The sequence below is a fragment of the Nocardia sp. NPDC052001 genome (genome assembly GCF_040680615.1).
Taxonomy (GTDB): domain Bacteria; phylum Actinomycetota; class Actinomycetes; order Mycobacteriales; family Mycobacteriaceae; genus Nocardia.
The window spans coordinates 325,100-342,224 of the sequence record NZ_JBFAXC010000003.1 but is presented as its reverse complement, the minus strand read 5'-3'; the positions used below and the strand labels follow the sequence as shown (position 1 = coordinate 342,224).

Genomic DNA, 17,125 nt, shown 5'->3' with positions numbered 1-17,125 from the left:
ACGGCCCCCACCGTAACCGGCGGGGCCGTCGTGCGCGTTCACGGGTGGCGGTTTTCGCCCGGTTGTGATCGAGCCGATACCAGCGCGATGGCGGCAATTCCACAGCAGTACACCCCGGCCGCCGCCAGCACCACGATCGGTGAGCGCCCGTCGGCCGGAATCCACAGTGCGGTGCCCGCCAGCGCGCCCACGTAGGTGATGTTGAAGATGGTGTCCTGCAGCGCGAATACCTGTCCGCGATGCAGATCGTCGATATCGATCTGCATCGCGGCGTCACCGGTGAGTTTGATGGTCTGCCCGGCCAGCCCGAGCAGGAACGCGGCCGCGAGCAGGCACAGTTCGGCCCGCCGCTCCCCGGTCCCGTCGGCGATGGTGATGGGCGTGACCAGTGCGATCTGCACCACGATGGCGGTGAGCAGTCCGGTGACGATGGTGTGTGAACGCCCCAGCCGCGGAATGAGAATGGGCGCGATGACGGCGGCCAGCAGCATTCCGGCCCCGGTCGCGGAGATGGCGGCGCTGAATTTCGCGATGTGATGCCCGCCCCCGCCGCCGCTGCCGGACCCGCGCCGCAGCACCAGCACCATGAGCAGCGTGTCCGCACCGAATACCGCCCGGTGCGCCGCGATTCCGATCATCGCCGTGGTGACTTCCCGCGACCGCCATGCCGCCCCCGCCCCGGACCGCAACCCGGAGGCAATGGCCCGCAGCGAGCTCTCGGCGGGTGGTGCGCCCGCGCCGGAGTGCCCGGACTCCCGCGCTGCGTCGGACCCGGCGAGTGGTTCGTCCGGGTCCGGCCCCAGTGCGTGTCTGCGGAATCCGGCTGCGGCCCAAGCCCCCACGATCGATCCGATGGCGCTGACCGCGACCGCGGTGGCCGAGGCGCGATCACCCGCGCCGATGGCCGCGATGAGCCCGAAGGCGACGCCCGCGCCCAGGATCGCGCAGCCGGAGGCCACGGTCGCCAGGATCGAGTTGGTCGCCACCAGCCGGTGCTGTGCGAGTACGCGCGGCAGCGAAGCCGACACGCCAGCACCGACAAACCGCGACACGCCGACCACCGAGAGCGCGAGCAAGAGCAGCGGCGTCTCGCGCACCCCGCCGAGCAGGCTCACCGCGGTCACGCCGATGAGCAACCCGCGCAGGATGTTCGCGATGAGCAGTACCGTGCGCCGATCCCACCGATCCAGCAGCGCGCCCGCGTACGGCCCGATGATCGAGTACGGCAGCAGCAGCGCCGCGAACCCGCCCGCGATGGCCAGCGGATCGGTCTCGCGTTCCGGATTGAACAGGATCGCCCCGGACAGCGCGGCCTGGAACATGCCGTCGCCGAACTGCCCGGACAACCGCACGGCGGCGAGCCGCAGCGCTCCCGGACTCTCGCGCAGCGCGGTGCGCAACGCGCCCGCGCCACGCCGGATCCGCTCCAGCCGGTGCGGTTCCGGTGGCGGTGCGGGTGTAGTCGGTACCTCTGCGGGTTCGATCTCGGCCCCGTTCACCTGGAAGGGTGGGTGGTGACGAGTGCGAATACGGCGGCGCGCATATCGTCCGCCATGGGTAGGTTGTCCAGGCTGTCGGCGTCGATCCATTGGAATTGATCGTGTTCGCCGGGCGCGAGCAACACTTCCCCTGATTCCGCTTCGACTACGAAGCTGTATTTGCGTACGCGGGATTTGGTGCGGGTGGCGTAGTCGAATCCGCCGAGCACATCGGTGATGCGCACTACGCGCAGTCCGGTCTCTTCGAAGAGTTCGCGCTCCACGCATTGCGCGAAGCTCTCCCCCGATTCCACTCCGCCGCCCGGGAGTTCATACATCCCCCCGTGATAATCATCGGCAACACGCCGTACGACCAGGAGTTTTCCCCCACGGAAAACGGCCACGCCCACGACGAAGTGGGTGATCCCCTCGCTGTTGGCCTGCTGCCGGAGTTCGCGTTCGATGCCCGCGAGTACGTCGGGTCGCATCCCCTTGCTCTCCCTCCGGTTTCACTTGCGGCACATCATGATACGGTCGCCGACCGAATGCCGCTGGCAGGGCATGAACAATGACGGCCCGGGTGTCCTGCCTGGTAGGCGGCGTGCGGGCGGCGCTGCTCGCACGCTAAAATTTACCCGGAGTTCAGCCCGGGTCACCGAATGTGGCCCTACCCTGGATTCCGATCGGTGCACGCCGGTGAAGGGAGTAGGGCGGTGTCCACGCTCACGAGACCACACATCGATGTCCATCGGGGCGGCGACCGCATGAAAACTCGTGTGGCGTGGCTGGATTCGAAGCATTCGTTCTCGTTCGGGGAACATTACGACCCCGACAACACACACCACGGTCTTTTGCTGGTGAACAACGAGGACATCGTGTTGCCGGGTGAGGGCTTCGAAACTCATCCGCATCGCGATATGGAGATCGTCACCTGGGTGTTGAGTGGCAGCCTGGTGCATCAGGATTCGCTCGGCCACAACGGTGTCATCTATCCGGGTCTGGCGCAGCGGATGAGCGCGGGTTCGGGGATTCTGCATTCGGAGAAGAATGATTCGTGGCGCATCAGTACCGCGCCCGAACACGAGGAACCGGTGCATTTCGTCCAGATGTGGGTGGTTCCGGATGAGCCGGGCAGTGCGCCCGGTTATCAGCAGCTCGAGGTGGATGACGAGCTGGCGTCCGGCGGTCTGGTGACGGTGGCCTCGGGCCTGCCCAGGTATCGGGATCGCACGGCCATCGCGATCGGCAGCAGTCATTCGGCCATGCATGTGGCGCGGATGCCGGTGGCGGCCGACGCGCCGGAGGTGCGACTACCGGAATCGCCGTATCTGCATCTGTTCATCGCGCGCGGTGAGGTGGAGTTGGAGGGTGTCGGCACCCTGTACGAGGGTGACGCGGTGCGCATGGCGCGCAGCGGCGGTCAGCGGGTGACCGCGAACCTGCCGTCGGAAATCCTGGTGTGGGAAATGCATGCTCGTCTGGGTGGCCAATAGCATTTCGGGATAACTTGATTCCGGACGAACCGGACCCGTTAACGGCTGGTCGCAGCGTTGGCGATACCGGGAGCAGCACCGACGGAAGGACGACGCCCATGTCGCAGTACCCGCCCCCGCCCCCCGGTAACTACGGCGAATACCCCGCGCCGCCGCCCGGTGGCTACCCGCCGCCCGGCGGTCAGCAGCCGCAGTACTGGCAGGAATCGCCGAAGGGCAAGGGCCTGGCGATCACCGCCCTGGTGCTCGGCATCATCGCGGTGCTGACGTTCTGGACCATCATCCTGACCGTGGTCGGCGTCTTCTTCGGTTTGCTCGCCGCCATTTTCGGCCTGATCGCCATGATGAAGGCGCGCAAGGGCGCCTCCGGCGGTTTCGGTATGGCCGTTGCCGGTCTGATCCTGGGCGTGCTGAGCCTGATCGGCGGCATCGTGGTCGGCATTCTGGTCTGGGTGGTGTTCAAGGACAACGGCGGCACGGATCTGGTCGACTGCCTGAACAAGGCGGGCAGTGACACGACCGCGCAGCAGCGGTGCCAGGACGAGTTCCAGCAGCGCATCGAGGACAAGTTCAGCGTCACGCTGACACCCGCCCCCACCCGCTGAATCCTTCTCGACCCGGCGCGCCCCTCTGGACCAGGTGCGCGCCGCGGGCTACTGCTGCACGGTGCCGCATTCGCGGGTGGCGCCGACGACCTCGGCGAGTTCGGGCCGAAAGTCGCTGTCCGGCGGGCAGATCCAGATCCGGTAGCCGCTGTGCTCATCGGTGGGTGAGGGCAGCACGATGTGGCTACCGGGCAGCGCCACCGCCGCGCAGTCCCGGAACAGGTCGGAGAACAGCGCCATATCGAGGTAGGAATCGTCGGTCGGCCCGGTGAGGAAGGTCCAGCGCCCGGAGCGCGGATGACTGATCACCGGGCCGCAGCGGCGGCGCGCGATGAGGTGGTCGCGGACGCGTGCGCCCAGTTCGGCGGGCATGGTGACGGCTCCGACGGAACCGATCTCCAACATGATCCGGCCCAGCGCGGAGTCGACTATCCCGTAGAGGCCATGCTCCTTGCGGTAGCGCCGGCAGCGGGCAAGCGCCTCCTGCGTGGCGGTGTACGAGGACGGGTCCAGCGCGCTCATGGCGAACCTCCTGCTACCGACCCTATTCTCCCGCAATCGGTATGACAATAGTCACACGCCGGTGAGTTGAGAGCGTAGAGTCAGCAGTCATGGCGCCCGTGTCACCCACCGTCGCCCGGTGGGAACTGGTACTGCGATTACGGGAGCTGCGCGAGCAGCGCGGCTTCGATTCGGCGACCTTCGCCAAGCGGGTCGGGTTCACCCCCGCCAATTGGTCCCATGTGGAGAAGGGCCGCCGGGTTCTGACCGCCACCACCATCGGCCCGGTGCTGGAGCTGCTGGAGGTGGAGGGTGAGGAGCGGGACGAGCTCCTCGAATTGCTCACCGCCAGTAAGGAACGCGGCTGGTGGGCCAAATCCCCCGCGCTGATCGGCCCGGAACTACAGCGCTACTACGGAATGGAATTCGGCGCCGACGCCATTCGCAGTTACGACTCGCTCGTGGTGCCCGGTCTGCTGCAGACCGAGGATTACACCCGGGCGCTGATCAGCGCCGATGTCATGATTCGCCCGGTGCAGGTGGAGCAGTTGGTGGCGGTGCGAATGCGAAGACAGGAACGATTACGCGACGGCGATCATCCGGAGTTGACCGCCGTCATCGGCGAGGCCACGCTCGTGCAGCAGATCGGCGGCCCGAAAGTCCTTCGGGGACAACTGGAACACCTGGCAACACTCTTGGATGACCTGGATTCGGTGACGGTGCGGGTGATTCCGTTCGCCGCCACCCGCGGTGCGATTCTCGGCGGCTCCAGTTTCCATCTGCTGGATTTCCCCTCCACCGCGCTGCATACCTTCGGCTGGGTGGAGAGCGCGGTTTTCGGTGGGGCCGTGGAGGATCCGGAGCTGATTCGCGATCTGGATTTCGCATTTGTGCGTGCACTCGACCAATCTCTCAGTCGTGCAAAGTCTTTGGAAATGATCAAGAGTTATTCGCAAGGGTAGGAGACGCATGCGAGACCGTAGAATGCTGCCTATGCTGAAAACCGCGAAGTATCAACCGGAATCCACCGGCTGGTTCACGTCGACGCGCACCAATAACGGGAATCAGTGCGTCGAGGTCCGATTCGACGGTGCGGCGGTGTTCATCCGTGACAGCAAGTACCGGCGAAATCCGGCCAACAGCTCGCACGATGAACCCATCATCACCGTCAGCGCCGTCGAATGGATGTCCTTCCTGGCCGTTCTGCGGGACCGCCCCGCGGGTGGTGCGAAGCTCACCGCGCACACCGCCGCCGATGGATTCACCACACTCGGGTACGGGGAGATCGGTCTCGTCTACACCCCTGGCGAATGGGACGCCTTCCTGGCGGGCGTGCGGGATGGCGAATTCGATCGGATCGCGCTCGCCGCCTGATCTTGTTTCGCTCTCCGCGTGATCCCGCCCCGACCGTGCCGGGATCGGCATACTGGAGGGCGTGACTTCGCAGCTGACGCCTCCCTCCGGTATCGATCTGTCCTTCCGTAACGAGGGCGTGCGGGTGCAGGACGACCTGTTCGCCCACGTCAACGGCGAGTGGCTGGATAACTACGACATACCGTCGGACCGGGCGGTGGACGGCGCCTTCCGCACGCTCTACGACCAGGCCGAGCGGGATGTGCAGACCATCATCCAGGAGGCGGCCGCCTCCGATGCCGCGCCCGGCAGCGAAGAGCGCAAGATCGGCGATCTGTACAACAGCTTCATGGACACCGCGGCCATCGCGGCCGCCGGGCTGACCCCGATCGCGGCGGAGTTGTCCGCGATCGCCGAGGTGTCCGACCGGAGTGAGTTCGCCGCGCTCATCGGGCGTCATCAGCGCACGGGTGTGGGTGGCGCGCTGGGGTTCTACGTCGACACCGATGACAAGAATTCCGAGCGCTATCTGGTGCACGCCTCGCAGTCCGGTATCGGCCTGCCCGACGAGTCGTACTACCACAAGCCGGAGAATGCCGAGATTCGCGAGAAGTACGTCGCGCATATCGGCCGCATGTTCGCGCTCGCGGGCCTGGACTATGACGCGCAGCGGGTTTTCGAACTGGAAAAGAAGCTGGCGCGGGGCCATTGGGATGTGGTGCGGCGTCGCGATGCCGAAAAGAGCTACAACCTCACCACTTTCGACGCGCTGGCCGCCGAGAATCCGGAATTCGACTGGAATGCCTGGACTTCCGCCCTCGCCGCGGGCGTGGATCGCTCCGGTCCGGAACTGTTCGCCGAACTCGTGGTCCGCCAGCCGGATTATGTGCGCACATTCGCACAGTTGTGGGCCTCGGAATCGCTGGACGATTGGAAGGCGTGGGCGGCCTGGCGCGTGGTCAAGGCCCGCGCCGCGTACCTCACCGATGACCTGGTCGAGGAGAGCTTCGATTTCTACGGCCGCACCCTGACCGGCGCGCCGGAGAACCGCGAGCGCTGGAAGCGCGGCGTCTCGGTGGTGCAGGATCTGCTCGGCGAGGCCGTCGGCAAACTGTATGTGGCCCGGCACTTCCCGCCCGCCGCCAAGGCCCGCATGGTCGAGTTGGTGGAGAACCTGCAGGAGGCGTACCGCCGCAGCATTTCCGGTCTGGAGTGGATGAGCCCGGACACCCGGCAGGCCGCCATCGCCAAGCTGGAGAAGTTCACCCCCAAGATCGGCTACCCGGACCAGTGGCGCGATTACGCCGCCATCACCATCGATCCGGCGGATGTGGTCGGCAACTACCGCAGCGGTTACGCCGCCGAACACGATCGCGATCTGGACAAGCTGGGCGGTCCGGTGGACCGCGGCGAATGGTTCATGACCCCGCAGACGGTCAATGCCTACTACAACCCGGGCATGAACGAAATCGTCTTCCCCGCGGCGATTCTGCAGCCGCCGTTCTTCGATATGAACGCCGACGACGCCGCCAACTACGGCGGTATCGGTGCGGTCATCGGCCATGAGATCGGCCACGGCTTCGACGATCAGGGTTCGAAATACGACGGCGACGGCAACATGATCGACTGGTGGACCGAATCCGATCGCACCGAATTCGGCAAGCGCACAAAGGCTCTCATCGACCAGTACAACGCCTTCTCCCCCAAGGAACTCTCCGACGACCACACGGTCAACGGCGAGTTCACCATCGGCGAGAACATCGGCGACCTCGGCGGTCTCACCATCGCCCTGGCCGCCTACGAAATCGCCATGGAGGGCAAGGAGATTCCGGTCCTCGACGGCCTGACCGGTCTGCAGCGCGTCTTCTTCGGCTGGGCCCAGGTCTGGCGCACCAAGGCCCGCCAGGAGGAAGCCATCCGCCGCCTCGCCGTGGACCCGCACTCCCCGCCCGAGTTCCGCTGCAACGGCGTGGTCCGCAACCTGGACAGCTTCCACGAGGCGTTCGACGTGAAACAGGGCGATGAGCTGTACCTGGATCCCGCGGAGCGCGTGAAGATCTGGTGACCGGAGCCGTCTATCTGATCACCGGCATCCAGGCTGCCGGTAAATCGACCGTGGCACAGGCGCTGGCGGAGCGATTGCCCCGCTCGGCGCATGTGCGCGGTGACGCCTTCCGGCGTTTCGTGGTGTCCGGGCGCGCCGATATGCGCCCGGATCCGCCGGAAGAGGCGTTGTCCCAGTTGCGGTTACGGCATCGCCTGGCCGCTCAGGCCGCGGATGCCTATGCGGCCGAGGGTTTCACCGCCGTCGTCCAAGACGTCGTCCTGGGTGACTTCCTGCCCTACTTCGCCGACCAGATCCGCACCCGCCCACGGTATGTGGTGGTGCTGGCCCCGCGCCCGGAGGCCGTGGCCGCCCGGGAAGCGGGCCGCGCCAAGCAGGCGTACGGCCCGTACACGGTCGAAGACCTGGACACCGGCCTGCACGCCACCACCCCGCGCCTCGGATTATGGCTCGACACTTCGGATCTCACCGTCGACGAGACGGTGGACGCGATTCTCGAACGGGCCGAACCGCTCCCCTAGCGCAGGCGATCTTCGGTTTCGGCGTCGAAGAAGAAGAGTTCGTCCTGTTTGGGGGTCAGGTGCAGGCGGTCGCCGAGGGCCACCCGGAAGCGGCGGTCGACGCGGGCGACGACGCGGCCGGAGCGACTGGACCATTCGTCGGTGATGCCGTGCGAGTAGAGGAAGGATTCGGAGCCGAGTTCTTCGAGGAGCTCGACCTCCACGGCCAGGGAGTTCTCCGGATCGGTGGTGACTTCCCAGGACTCGGGGCGGATGCCGATGATGATCTTGTCGCCGGAAGCGTTGTTCGGCACCGGGATTCGCAGATCGTTCAGTACGGCCGCACCGTCTCGGACCGAGGCGGTGAGCAGGTTCATGCCGGGTGAGCCGATGAAACCGGCGACGAAGGTGTTGACCGGGTTGTCGTAGAGCTCGCGGGGTGCGGCGATCTGTTGCAGGTGGCCGTCTTTCATGACCGCCACCCGGTGGCCCATGGTCATGGCCTCGACCTGGTCGTGGGTGACGTACACGGTGGTCGTGCCCAGGCGCTTCTGCAGGGCCGCGATCTGCGAGCGGGTCGAAACCCGCAGCTTGGCATCGAGATTCGAGAGCGGCTCGTCCATGCAGAAGACCTGGGGACGGCGCACGATGGCGCGGCCCATGGCCACGCGCTGGCGCTGACCGCCGGAGAGTTTGGCCGGTTTGCGGTCCAGCAGTTCTTCCAATTCCAGCATGGCGGCGGCTTCCTTGACCTGAATCAAGGTGTCCGCCTTGCTGACTCCCGCGTTGCGCAGGGCGAAGCCCATATTCTCCGCGACCGTCATATTGGGGTAGAGCGCGTAGCTCTGGAACACCATGGCCACATCGCGGGAGCGGGGCGGCAGGCCGGTGACATCGACGCCGCCGATGCGAATTCGCCCGGCGGACACCGCTTCCAGGCCCGCCAGCATGCGCAGACTGGTGGATTTGCCGCAGCCCGACGGTCCGACCAGCACCAGGAATTCGCCGTCGGCGATCTCCAGGTTCAGGTCTTCGACCGCGGGGCGGGGCGCACCCGGGTAACTGAGGGAAACACCCTCGAACTGCACAGTCGCCATGCGGGCGGGTCTCCTAGCTAGCTAGTTCTTACTTGGGCAGCTTGGGGGTGATCTGCCGGTCGATGATGGCCTGCAGCTGGCTGCTGATATCGGCGAAAGCCGAAGTCACATCGCGGTTCTGCAAGCCGATCTGCTCCATGCCGGTGCCGATGATCTGATCGCCGCCGGGCACGAAGACACGCGCGAAGTCCTGCGACTTGGTCACCGCGAGCTGATCGATGGCCGTCTTGGAGTTCGGGTTCTTGGCCAGGAAGTCCTGCTCGCTCGGATCGCTCAGCGCCGACTTGCGGACCGGCATGTATCCGGTGCCCTGCGAGAAGTACGCGGTATTCGCGGCATTGGTGATGAACTCGATGAACTTGAGCGCGTTCTCCTTGCGCGCGTCCGAGATGCGCGACGGAATCGCCAGTCCCGCACCACCGGTGGTGGCGCCCGCGCCGTTCGGGTGCGGCAGGAACGCGGTGCCGACGGTCAGCTTGCCCTCGGCGTTCTTCATGATGCCCTTGAGGTCACCGGTGGAGGCGATGGTGGAGCCGAGCAGCCCGGTGCCGAATTCATTGGCGATCTGCGGGCGGATGCTGGCGTACTTCTTGACATTGATCATGTCGCTGAAGAACTTGCCCGCCTCGATCGACTTGGGGTCGCTGAACTTCAGCTTCCAGTCGTCGGAGTAGCCGCCGCCGAATGTCCACATCGGTCCCTGGAAGGTCCAGCCCAGGTAGTTCTTGGCATCGCCCCAGCCGTGCGCGAACTTGTCGCCGCCCATGACGCCCTGGATCTTCGGGCCCCACTCGTCGAATTCCTGCCAGGAGTTCGGGCCGCGGTCCGGCAGTCCGGCCTTGGCCCAGACGTCCTTGTTGTAGTAGAAGATCTGCGTCGACCGCGCGTACGGCAGCGCGTAATGCTTGTTGTTGAACTTGTAGTCGTTGGCCAGCGAGTCGACGTAATCGTCGAGTTTCACACCGGCGGAACCGAAGTGCGAGTCCAGCGGTTCGATGGTGCTGTTCAGCGCGTAGTTGAACCACCAGACATCGGACAGCACAACCACATCGGGCAGTTCGCCGCCGGACAGCGCCGCGTTGAACTTCTGCGACACCTCCTCGTAGTTCTTACCGGCGTCGACGAGGTTGACCTTCAGATCCGGGTACTTGGCCTGGAACCGGTTGATGAGCTCGAGCTCCAGGTCCTTGGAGGTGCCCGGGTGGTTGGACCAGAAGGTGATGGTCTTCGAGTCGCCGCCCTGCTGGCCGCCGCCGCCGGATCCGGCGCACGCGGTCAGCGCGAGTCCGGCCGCCGTGGCGCCGGCCAACCCTAGGAACCCGCGCCGGGATAGAGCGGGAAAACGTGCTTCGGACACGGGAATCTCCTTCTGGGACTTACCCCTTGACCGCACCGGAGGTGAGGCCCTTGATCATGTGACGCTGTAATGCCAGGAAGACGATGAGAATGGGCAGCATGGTGAGCAGGGTTCCGGCCATCACCGGACCCCAGTTGGTGACGCTCGGGTTCTCGGTGTTCTGCAGCAGGGTGAGGCCGACCGGCAGCGTGGCGACGCGCGAATCATCGGCCATCAGGAACGGCCACAGGTATTCGTTCCATTCGTTCACGAGCGTGACCACCGCGAACGCCACCATGGTCGGCCCGGACATGGGCAGCACCACCCGGGTGAGCAGTCGCCACCAGCCCGCGCCGTCCATGCGGGCCGCCTCGATGACCTCGGCGGGCAGCGACAGGAAGTGATTGCGCATCAGGAAGGTGCCGAACGCGACGCCGCAGAGCGGAACGATGATGCCCTGGAAGGTGTTTCGCCAGCCCATTTGCGCGACCAGCGCGTAATTGGAGATGACGGTGATCTGATTCGGCACCATGAGCGCGGCGATGATCACCAGGAACAGCACCGTCTTGCCCGGAAACCGCAGGAAGACAAGGCCGTACGCGCTGAGCACGCCGAGCACGAACTTCACCGCCGAGATGACCCCGGTGATGATCAGCGAATTGCGCAGGAACGTCCAGAACGGCAGCGCGGTGGTGGCCTCGCTGTAGTTCTCCGGATGCCAGCTGTGCGGCCAGTACACGGCGGGCTGCACGTAGATGTCACCGCGCGCCTTGAACGAGGTGATGATGATCCAGAACAGCGGTACGCCGACGATGATCAGCACGCACGCCATGGCGAGATAACCGAAAATCGTTGCCCAGCGGTCATTGTCGAGCTTGTTCAGGGCACTGCTCACTGTTCGTTCCGATCCATGATGCGCACCTGCACGAGGGTCACGGTCAGCAGCACCAGGAACATGATGGTGGCGACGGTCGCGCCGTATCCGGCCCGGAAGTTCCGGAAGGACTCCTCGTAGACCTGGAAGACCATGGTGGTGGTGCCGGTGCCGAGCGGCCCGCCGCGGGTCATCACATTGATGATGTCGAAGACCTGCAATGAATTGAGCAGCACGGTGATGGACAGGAAGAACGTGGTGGGCCGCAATTGCGGCAGCAGCACCCGGGTGAAGGTGGTCCACCGGCTCGCGCCGTCGATCTCGGCGGCCTCCATCAGATCGGCCCGAGTCCCCTGCAGGGCGGCCAGATAGATGACGAAGGTGTAGCCGAGGTTCTTCCAGATGTAGGTCACCGTGATCATGAACAGTGCCCAGTGCGGGTCCTGATAGAAGTCCGGGGCCTTGTCGACGCCGAGCCGGTGCAGCACATCCTGCACCAGGCCGAAGCCGGGATCGAAGATGAACTGGAAGGCCACGCCGATGGCCGCGCCGGAGATGACGAATGGCGCGAAGATCGCGGAGCGGACCACATTGCGCCCGAAGAGCTTCCGATCCAGCAGCAGGGCCAGACCCAAACCCAGCACCATACTGCCGATAACGGCGGCCAGCGTGAAGATGACCGTGTTGCTTACGATTTGCCACGAATCATGCCGACCCCACCACTCGGTGTAGTTGTCGACGCCGATGAAAGTGGCTGAGGTATCGGAGATATTGAAGTCGAAGAACGACAGGCGAATATTGTCGATCAGCGGCCGATACACAAATACCGAGAGCAGCACCAGGTTTGGTGCGACGAGCACTATGAACAGCGCGTAGTCCCGCCAGGGTCTACCTCGCCATCCGCGCCCGGCGGGCTGCGGCAGTACTCGTTCCGGGCTCGATCTCACCCGCGCAGCGTGACGGTTGCTTGCGACTAGCCGGTAACGACTGGATGCCGCCCGGTTGAATAGTCGGCGCACGGGCGCAACCGACTGTTCACCGGACGCACCCGCTGGAGGCGCGGACATGCGCCGAATCGTACGTCCGCCCAGTCTCTTTCAAGGCCGGAATCGATCACCACCGTTGGTGAGCACTCGGTGAGTGATCGGTGAGGACTCCCCGCAACGCTGTGTCCAGCACCGAAACCCGAACGGCACAGGAGTTCACCATGTCTCTCAACGGTAAGAACGCACTCGTCACCGGCGCCTCCCGCGGCATCGGCCGCGCCATCGCACTGCGGCTGGCCGCCGACGGCGCGACGGTGGCCGTGCACTACGGCAGTAATAAGGAAGCAGCCGACCGGACCGTCGAGGAGTTCCGGGCCAAGGGCGGCCGGGCCTTCGCCGTGCGGGCCGAACTGGGTGCGCCCTCCGGCATCGACGCCCTCTTCGACGGATTGGCGGCGGGCCTGGCCGGTGCTCGGCTGGACATCCTGGTCAACAACGCGGGCGGTGGCGGTGGCGGCGGTTCCATCGAACAGCTCACCCCCGCCGAGACCGATCGGCTGTTCGCGGTGAACGTCTCCGCACCGCTGTTCATCACCCAGCGGGCGCTGCCGCTGCTGGCCGACGGCGGGCGCATCGTCAATATCTCCTCGTGCGCCCCGCGCATCGCCGCTCCGTCGCAGGTCGCCTACGCCATGACCAAGGGCGCGCTGGATGTGCTCACCAAAACCCTTGCCGTACAGCTGGGTCCGCGCGGTATCACGGTCAACTCGGTGGCCCCGGGCGCGACCGAGACCGAGGGCATGGCCGCCTTCCTGGACGCCAACCCCGGTGCCCGCGCGCAGATGAGCGCCATGACCGCGCTCGGCCGGATGGGGCAGACGGCGGACGTCGCCGATGTGGTCGCGTTCCTCGCCTCGCACGATGCCCGCTGGGTCACCGCGGCGGTGATCGACGTCAGCGGCGGATCGGCCATCAGCCCGGCCATCGGCGGCTGATCATCCCCCGCGAGACGGTCGCTCACCCCGGCCGCATGCGTCCGGACGCGCGGCTATCGGGGTCGATCGTCCGATACGACCGCGACGAGCCCGCGGGCATACTGACGGGCGTGCAGTTCGGAATACTCGGTTCGATCGAGGTACGGCGGACCGACGGTGATCCGATAGCGGTCGGCGGACCGCAGGTGCGGGCACTGCTGGCGCTCTTGGCGCTGGACGCGGGCAAACTCGTCAGCCGCGAGCGTTTGATCGACGGACTGTACGGCGAGGACCCGCCCGGCGATGCCGCCCACGCCCTGCAATCCCAGGTCTCCCGCCTGCGCCGCGCCCTGCGCGCCACGGCCGGACCCGCCACGGCCGGGTCCGCCAAGGCCGGGTCCGCCGCGACCGGCGCGGCCGCCGGTGGGCCGGTCGGTACGAGTCTGGGGTCCGCCACGGGCGAGTTCGTCGAATCCTCGCCCGCGGGTTATCGATTGGCAGTGGAATCGCAGGCGGTGGACGCGCACCGTTTCGCGCGGCTCGCCGAACAGGGGCGAAACGCGTTGCGCGACAGGGATCCGGCCGCCGCGGCGACGCTGCTGGATCAGGCGCTGGCCTGCTGGCGCGGACCCGCGCTCGCCGATGTCCTCGACGCGCCCTTCGCCGAAGTGCAGGTGGCGCGCCTGGATGAGGCCCGCCTCACCGTGCTGGCCGATCGCGCCGAAGCCGCACTGGCACTGGGGGATCACCATTCGGTGGTAGCCACGCTGCCGGAACTGGTGGCCGCGCATCCACTGCGCGAACGCCTGCGTGCCCTGCTCATGCGCGGGCTCTACGCGGCGGGCCGTCAGGCCGACGCACTGGAATCGTTCGAACAGGGACGACGCCTGCTCTCCGACGAGCTCGGCGCTGATCCGGGCACGGAATTGACCGAGGCGCACCTGGCGATCCTGCGCGCCGACGCCGCCCCCGCTCCCGCACTGCGGCGGCTCCCCGCCCAGTTCACCAGCTTCATCGGCCGCGAACCCGAACTGGCGCGGCTGATTTCACTGCTCGCCCACTCACGCCTGGTGACGATCGCCGGACCGGGCGGCACCGGAAAGACCCGGCTGTCGCTGGAGGTCGGCGCGCGCGTCCAGGGTGAGGTGTGCGTCGTGGAACTGGCCGCCCTCGCCGATGGAGCCCAGGTCGCTCCCGCCGTCGTGGCCGCCCTCGGCGGGCGTGACTCGAGCGGTGGCCGCGATCCCGAAACCCAGCTGCTGTCCATACTCGCCGACCGCCCGCTGCTGCTCATCCTCGACAACACCGAGCATTTGGTCCTGGACACCGCACGCCTCACCCACCGCCTGCTGCGCGCGTGCCCCGGCCTGCGCGTGCTGGTCACCAGCCGCGAACCCCTCGCCATCACCGGCGAATCCGTCTTCCCCCTGGGCCAATTGCCCATCGCCGCACCGGAAGCCGTGCTCGCCGAGCAGGTGAACAGCCCCGCCATCCGCCTCTTCGCCGACCGCGCCGCCGCCGCGAAACCCGGATTCACCGTGGACGCCGGCACCATCGGCGCGGTACGCCGCATCTGCGCCCGCCTGGACGGTCTCCCCCTCGCCATCGAACTGGCCGCCGCCCGCCTGCGCACCCTCGATATCGACGATATCGACGCCCGCCTCACCGACCGCTTCCGCCTCCTGTCCCGCGGCGCCCGCACCGCCGAACCCCGCCACGCCACCCTGCACGCCGTTGTCGCCTGGAGCTGGGACCTGCTCACCCCCGCCGAACGCCAACTCGCCCAACGCTTCACCGTCTTCGCCAACGGAGCCACCCTCGCCGCGGCCCAGCACATCTGCGACCCGAGCATCGGCAGCGAAACCCATAGCGGCAGCGCCGAAAACGACACCAGCGCCGAACGCCAGAACGCCGGTGCCGAAGGCCGGAACGCCGGTGCCGAAGGCCGGAACGCCGGTGCCGAAGGCCGGAACGCCGGTGCCGAAGGCCGGAACGCCGGTGCCGAAGGCCGGAACGCCGCTGCTGAAGACCAGGGCGCTGGTGTCGAAACATGGCTCGACGACCGCGAATTCCCGGGCGACGTTGACGAACTACTGTCCGGCCTGGTCGACAAATCCCTGGTGGTGGCGATGTCCGGCCGCTACCGCATGCTCGAGACGATCCGCGAATTCGGCCTGCGCGAACTGCGCGATTCCGGCGACCACGACCGCCTCCTTCGCGCGCACGCGGAGTTCTATCTCCGCCTGGCCGAACATTCGGAACCGGCCCTGCGCGGCCCCGACCAGCTCACCCACCTGGCCCGCCTCACCGCAGACCACGACAACCTCCAAGCCGCCCTGCACTGGTCAGCCCGCGCCGATCCCGCACTGGCACAACGCCTTATAGCGGCCCAAGCCTGGTACTGGTGGCTGACCGGACGCCCCGGCGACGCCCCCGAACTGGTCCGACGCCTCCTCACGGGCCTGTGTTCCGACATCGCGGCAGGACCCGTCCGCACAGCCGCAGACACCCCGGGTGCCGAGGTTCTTTCCGATCCAGTGATCCCGGGTTCCCGACCCGCCGATCTGTATCTCGCTCGGGGCCTGGGAGATTCCGCCGATCCGCACCCGGGATTCGGCCGTACCGAGACGACTTCGGTGTGCGCCCCCAGCGATTTCGAAGGTGCGCGAACAGGGTCCGGGCGACGATCCGAGCTCGATTCCGGCAAAGCCGGCGGGGAATTCGCACGCGCGAAGCAGGATTCGAGTGGGGACGCGGAGGAGTTCGCTCTGTGTGTCACCGTGGCCGCCCGGGGTGCCAAGGCCTTCGATGCGGCCGGTCATGCGGTAGCGGCCGAATACACGACCGTCATCGCGCGGGCGGCCGCCGCGGTCGCGAGACTCGAAACTCCGCTGCGGAGGCCGTATCTCGTGCTGCTGCTGGCGTTCGCCGGTGGGCGGATACCGGGCGATCCGGACCGGATGCGCCAACTGTTCGGGTCGGATCCCTGGTCACAGGCGTTTGTGCGGCTGGGTGACGGCCTCGGGCTGTTCATGTCCGGGCGGGTCGCCGAGTCCGAGCCCGAATTCCTCGCGGCCCTGGCCGGTTTCCGCAGCATCGGCGACCGCTGGGCGATTGCCGCCACCCTGGACAAACTGACCGCCGTCGCCGAACTGCGCGGTGACCACGGGACCGCGCTGACATTGATCGACGAGGCCATCGCGATGGGCACGGAGCTGGGCATGGCCGCGGATATCGCCGATCTGCTCACCCGTCGCGGCGATATTCGCGCGGGTGGCGATGCGGACGAACGCGATCGGGCCCGCGCCGATTACGAACGTGCGGTCGAGTTGGCCCGCACGATGGGCGCATCCGATATGCGCGCCAATGCTTTACGCGGCCTCGGTGACCTCGCCCTCGACACCGATCGAGCGGCCGCGCGTGCCCACTATGAAGCGGCGCTGTTCCTTCCAGCCGACGGCTCCATCGGTGCCGCCGAATCTCGCGCCCGCACCCTGATCGGCCTGGGCCGGCTGAGTATCGCCGAGCAGGCAGCGGCACAGGCGTTTTCGCACTACCGCGCGGCCTTCGATCTGGCACTCGGCAACGGCCTGTCACCCGTGGCGGCGAGCGCGGTTGAAGAGATGGCCACCGCCTGTTTCGCGACCGGCGGCTTGGCGGAGGCGGCGACGCTACTCGGGGCGGCCGAGGGTATGCGGGGCCTGACACGAACCGGCGATTCCGACGTGACGCACCTCGCCGCACAATGCCGGAAGGCATTGGGCGACCAGAGGTTCGAAGCAGCCTTCCGGCGTGGGGTCACACTCCCTGCGGACCGGGCGATTGCGCTGGTGCAGGTCGATCCGACCGCTTAGCGGTAGGCC

At 66.8% G+C, this 17,125-nt stretch carries 15 protein-coding genes; 8 read left to right on the top strand and 7 right to left on the bottom strand.

Going from position 1 to position 17,125, the window contains the following annotated elements; all coding sequences use genetic code 11:
• Positions 1-38: 38 nt before the first annotated feature.
• Positions 39-1,421 (bottom strand): MFS transporter, encoded by a 1,383-nt coding sequence (locus AB0L82_RS16975; protein ID WP_364637938.1) that lies wholly within the window; start codon positions 1,419-1,421, stop codon positions 39-41.
• Between the two features lie 74 nt (positions 1,422-1,495).
• A complete protein-coding gene (locus tag AB0L82_RS16970; protein WP_364636781.1) occupies positions 1,496-1,966 on the bottom strand; it encodes an NUDIX domain-containing protein in 471 nt (156 codons plus the stop codon).
• Positions 1,967-2,191: 225 nt separating this feature from the next.
• Here AB0L82_RS16970 and AB0L82_RS16965 point away from each other — a divergent pair, with 225 nt between their 5' ends.
• Complete coding sequence (locus AB0L82_RS16965) at positions 2,192-2,971, top strand: pirin family protein (protein ID WP_364636779.1); 780 nt, start codon at positions 2,192-2,194, stop codon at positions 2,969-2,971.
• 98 nt (positions 2,972-3,069) lie between these two features.
• Entirely contained in the window at positions 3,070-3,576 is a 507-nt protein-coding gene (locus tag AB0L82_RS16960) for a DUF4190 domain-containing protein (RefSeq protein WP_364636777.1), read from the top strand.
• Positions 3,577-3,624: 48 nt separating this feature from the next.
• On the opposite strand, the gene AB0L82_RS16955 is transcribed toward AB0L82_RS16960, so the two are convergent.
• Entirely contained in the window at positions 3,625-4,098 is a 474-nt protein-coding gene (locus AB0L82_RS16955) for a hypothetical protein (protein ID WP_364636775.1), read from the bottom strand.
• Between the two features lie 89 nt (positions 4,099-4,187).
• On the opposite strand from AB0L82_RS16955, the gene AB0L82_RS16950 reads away from it, so the two are divergent.
• The 4 genes from AB0L82_RS16950 to AB0L82_RS16935 all read left to right on the top strand — a co-directional run bounded on the left by AB0L82_RS16950 (position 4,188) and on the right by AB0L82_RS16935 (position 8,016).
• The gene (locus AB0L82_RS16950) at positions 4,188-5,039 is read left to right on the top strand and encodes a Scr1 family TA system antitoxin-like transcriptional regulator (RefSeq protein WP_364636773.1); all 852 of its coding nucleotides are present in this window, start codon (positions 4,188-4,190) and stop codon (positions 5,037-5,039) included.
• 31 nt (positions 5,040-5,070) lie between these two features.
• Positions 5,071-5,451, top strand: coding sequence for a DUF397 domain-containing protein (locus AB0L82_RS16945; protein WP_364636771.1), 381 nt, complete (start codon positions 5,071-5,073; stop codon positions 5,449-5,451).
• A gap of 61 nt (positions 5,452-5,512) precedes the next feature.
• Positions 5,513-7,495 carry a M13 family metallopeptidase gene (locus AB0L82_RS16940; RefSeq protein WP_364636769.1) on the top strand — a complete coding sequence of 661 codons (1,983 nt, stop codon included), beginning with the start codon at positions 5,513-5,515 and terminating at the stop codon, positions 7,493-7,495.
• Positions 7,492-8,016: an AAA family ATPase gene (locus tag AB0L82_RS16935; protein WP_364636767.1), complete on the top strand. Its 525-nt coding sequence runs from the start codon at positions 7,492-7,494 to the stop codon at positions 8,014-8,016. The genes AB0L82_RS16940 and AB0L82_RS16935 overlap by 4 nt, the downstream gene beginning before the upstream one ends.
• On the opposite strand, the gene ugpC is transcribed toward AB0L82_RS16935, so the two are convergent.
• Genes ugpC through AB0L82_RS16915 form a run of 4 tightly spaced genes read right to left on the bottom strand, consistent with a single transcriptional unit; the run spans position 8,013 to position 12,249 of the window.
• The gene (ugpC, locus tag AB0L82_RS16930) at positions 8,013-9,092 is read right to left on the bottom strand and encodes a sn-glycerol-3-phosphate ABC transporter ATP-binding protein UgpC (protein WP_364636765.1); all 1,080 of its coding nucleotides are present in this window, start codon (positions 9,090-9,092) and stop codon (positions 8,013-8,015) included. The genes AB0L82_RS16935 and ugpC overlap by 4 nt on opposite strands.
• A 28-nt stretch (positions 9,093-9,120) precedes the next feature.
• Positions 9,121-10,449, bottom strand: coding sequence for an ABC transporter substrate-binding protein (locus tag AB0L82_RS16925; protein ID WP_364636763.1), 1,329 nt, complete (start codon positions 10,447-10,449; stop codon positions 9,121-9,123).
• Between the two features lie 19 nt (positions 10,450-10,468).
• Positions 10,469-11,260: a carbohydrate ABC transporter permease gene (locus tag AB0L82_RS16920; protein ID WP_364637936.1), complete on the bottom strand. Its 792-nt coding sequence runs from the start codon at positions 11,258-11,260 to the stop codon at positions 10,469-10,471.
• 59 nt (positions 11,261-11,319) lie between these two features.
• Positions 11,320-12,249, bottom strand: coding sequence for a sugar ABC transporter permease (locus tag AB0L82_RS16915; RefSeq protein WP_364636761.1), 930 nt, complete (start codon positions 12,247-12,249; stop codon positions 11,320-11,322).
• Between the two features lie 260 nt (positions 12,250-12,509).
• Between AB0L82_RS16915 and AB0L82_RS16910 the strand changes: the two genes are divergently transcribed.
• Together AB0L82_RS16910 and AB0L82_RS16905 are read left to right on the top strand one after the other, a co-directional pair.
• Complete coding sequence (locus AB0L82_RS16910) at positions 12,510-13,283, top strand: SDR family oxidoreductase (protein WP_364636759.1); 774 nt, start codon at positions 12,510-12,512, stop codon at positions 13,281-13,283.
• Between the two features lie 110 nt (positions 13,284-13,393).
• A complete protein-coding gene (locus AB0L82_RS16905; RefSeq protein ID WP_364636757.1) occupies positions 13,394-17,116 on the top strand; it encodes a BTAD domain-containing putative transcriptional regulator in 3,723 nt (1,240 codons plus the stop codon).
• Positions 17,117-17,125: the final 9 nt, after the last annotated feature.

Coding starts and splice junctions, on each gene's coding strand:
- AB0L82_RS16970 (WP_364636781.1), bottom strand. CDS start 1,966: ATGCGACCCGACGTACTCGCGGGCATCGAACGCGAACTCCGGCAGCAG.
- AB0L82_RS16960 (WP_364636777.1), top strand. CDS start 3,070: ATGTCGCAGTACCCGCCCCCGCCCCCCGGTAACTACGGCGAATACCCC.
- AB0L82_RS16955 (WP_364636775.1), bottom strand. CDS start 4,098: ATGAGCGCGCTGGACCCGTCCTCGTACACCGCCACGCAGGAGGCGCTT.
- AB0L82_RS16950 (WP_364636773.1), top strand. CDS start 4,188: ATGGCGCCCGTGTCACCCACCGTCGCCCGGTGGGAACTGGTACTGCGA.
- AB0L82_RS16945 (WP_364636771.1), top strand. CDS start 5,071: ATGCTGAAAACCGCGAAGTATCAACCGGAATCCACCGGCTGGTTCACG.
- ugpC (WP_364636765.1), bottom strand. CDS start 9,092: ATGGCGACTGTGCAGTTCGAGGGTGTTTCCCTCAGTTACCCGGGTGCG.
- AB0L82_RS16920 (WP_364637936.1), bottom strand. CDS start 11,260: ATGGCGTGCGTGCTGATCATCGTCGGCGTACCGCTGTTCTGGATCATC.
- AB0L82_RS16910 (WP_364636759.1), top strand. CDS start 12,510: ATGTCTCTCAACGGTAAGAACGCACTCGTCACCGGCGCCTCCCGCGGC.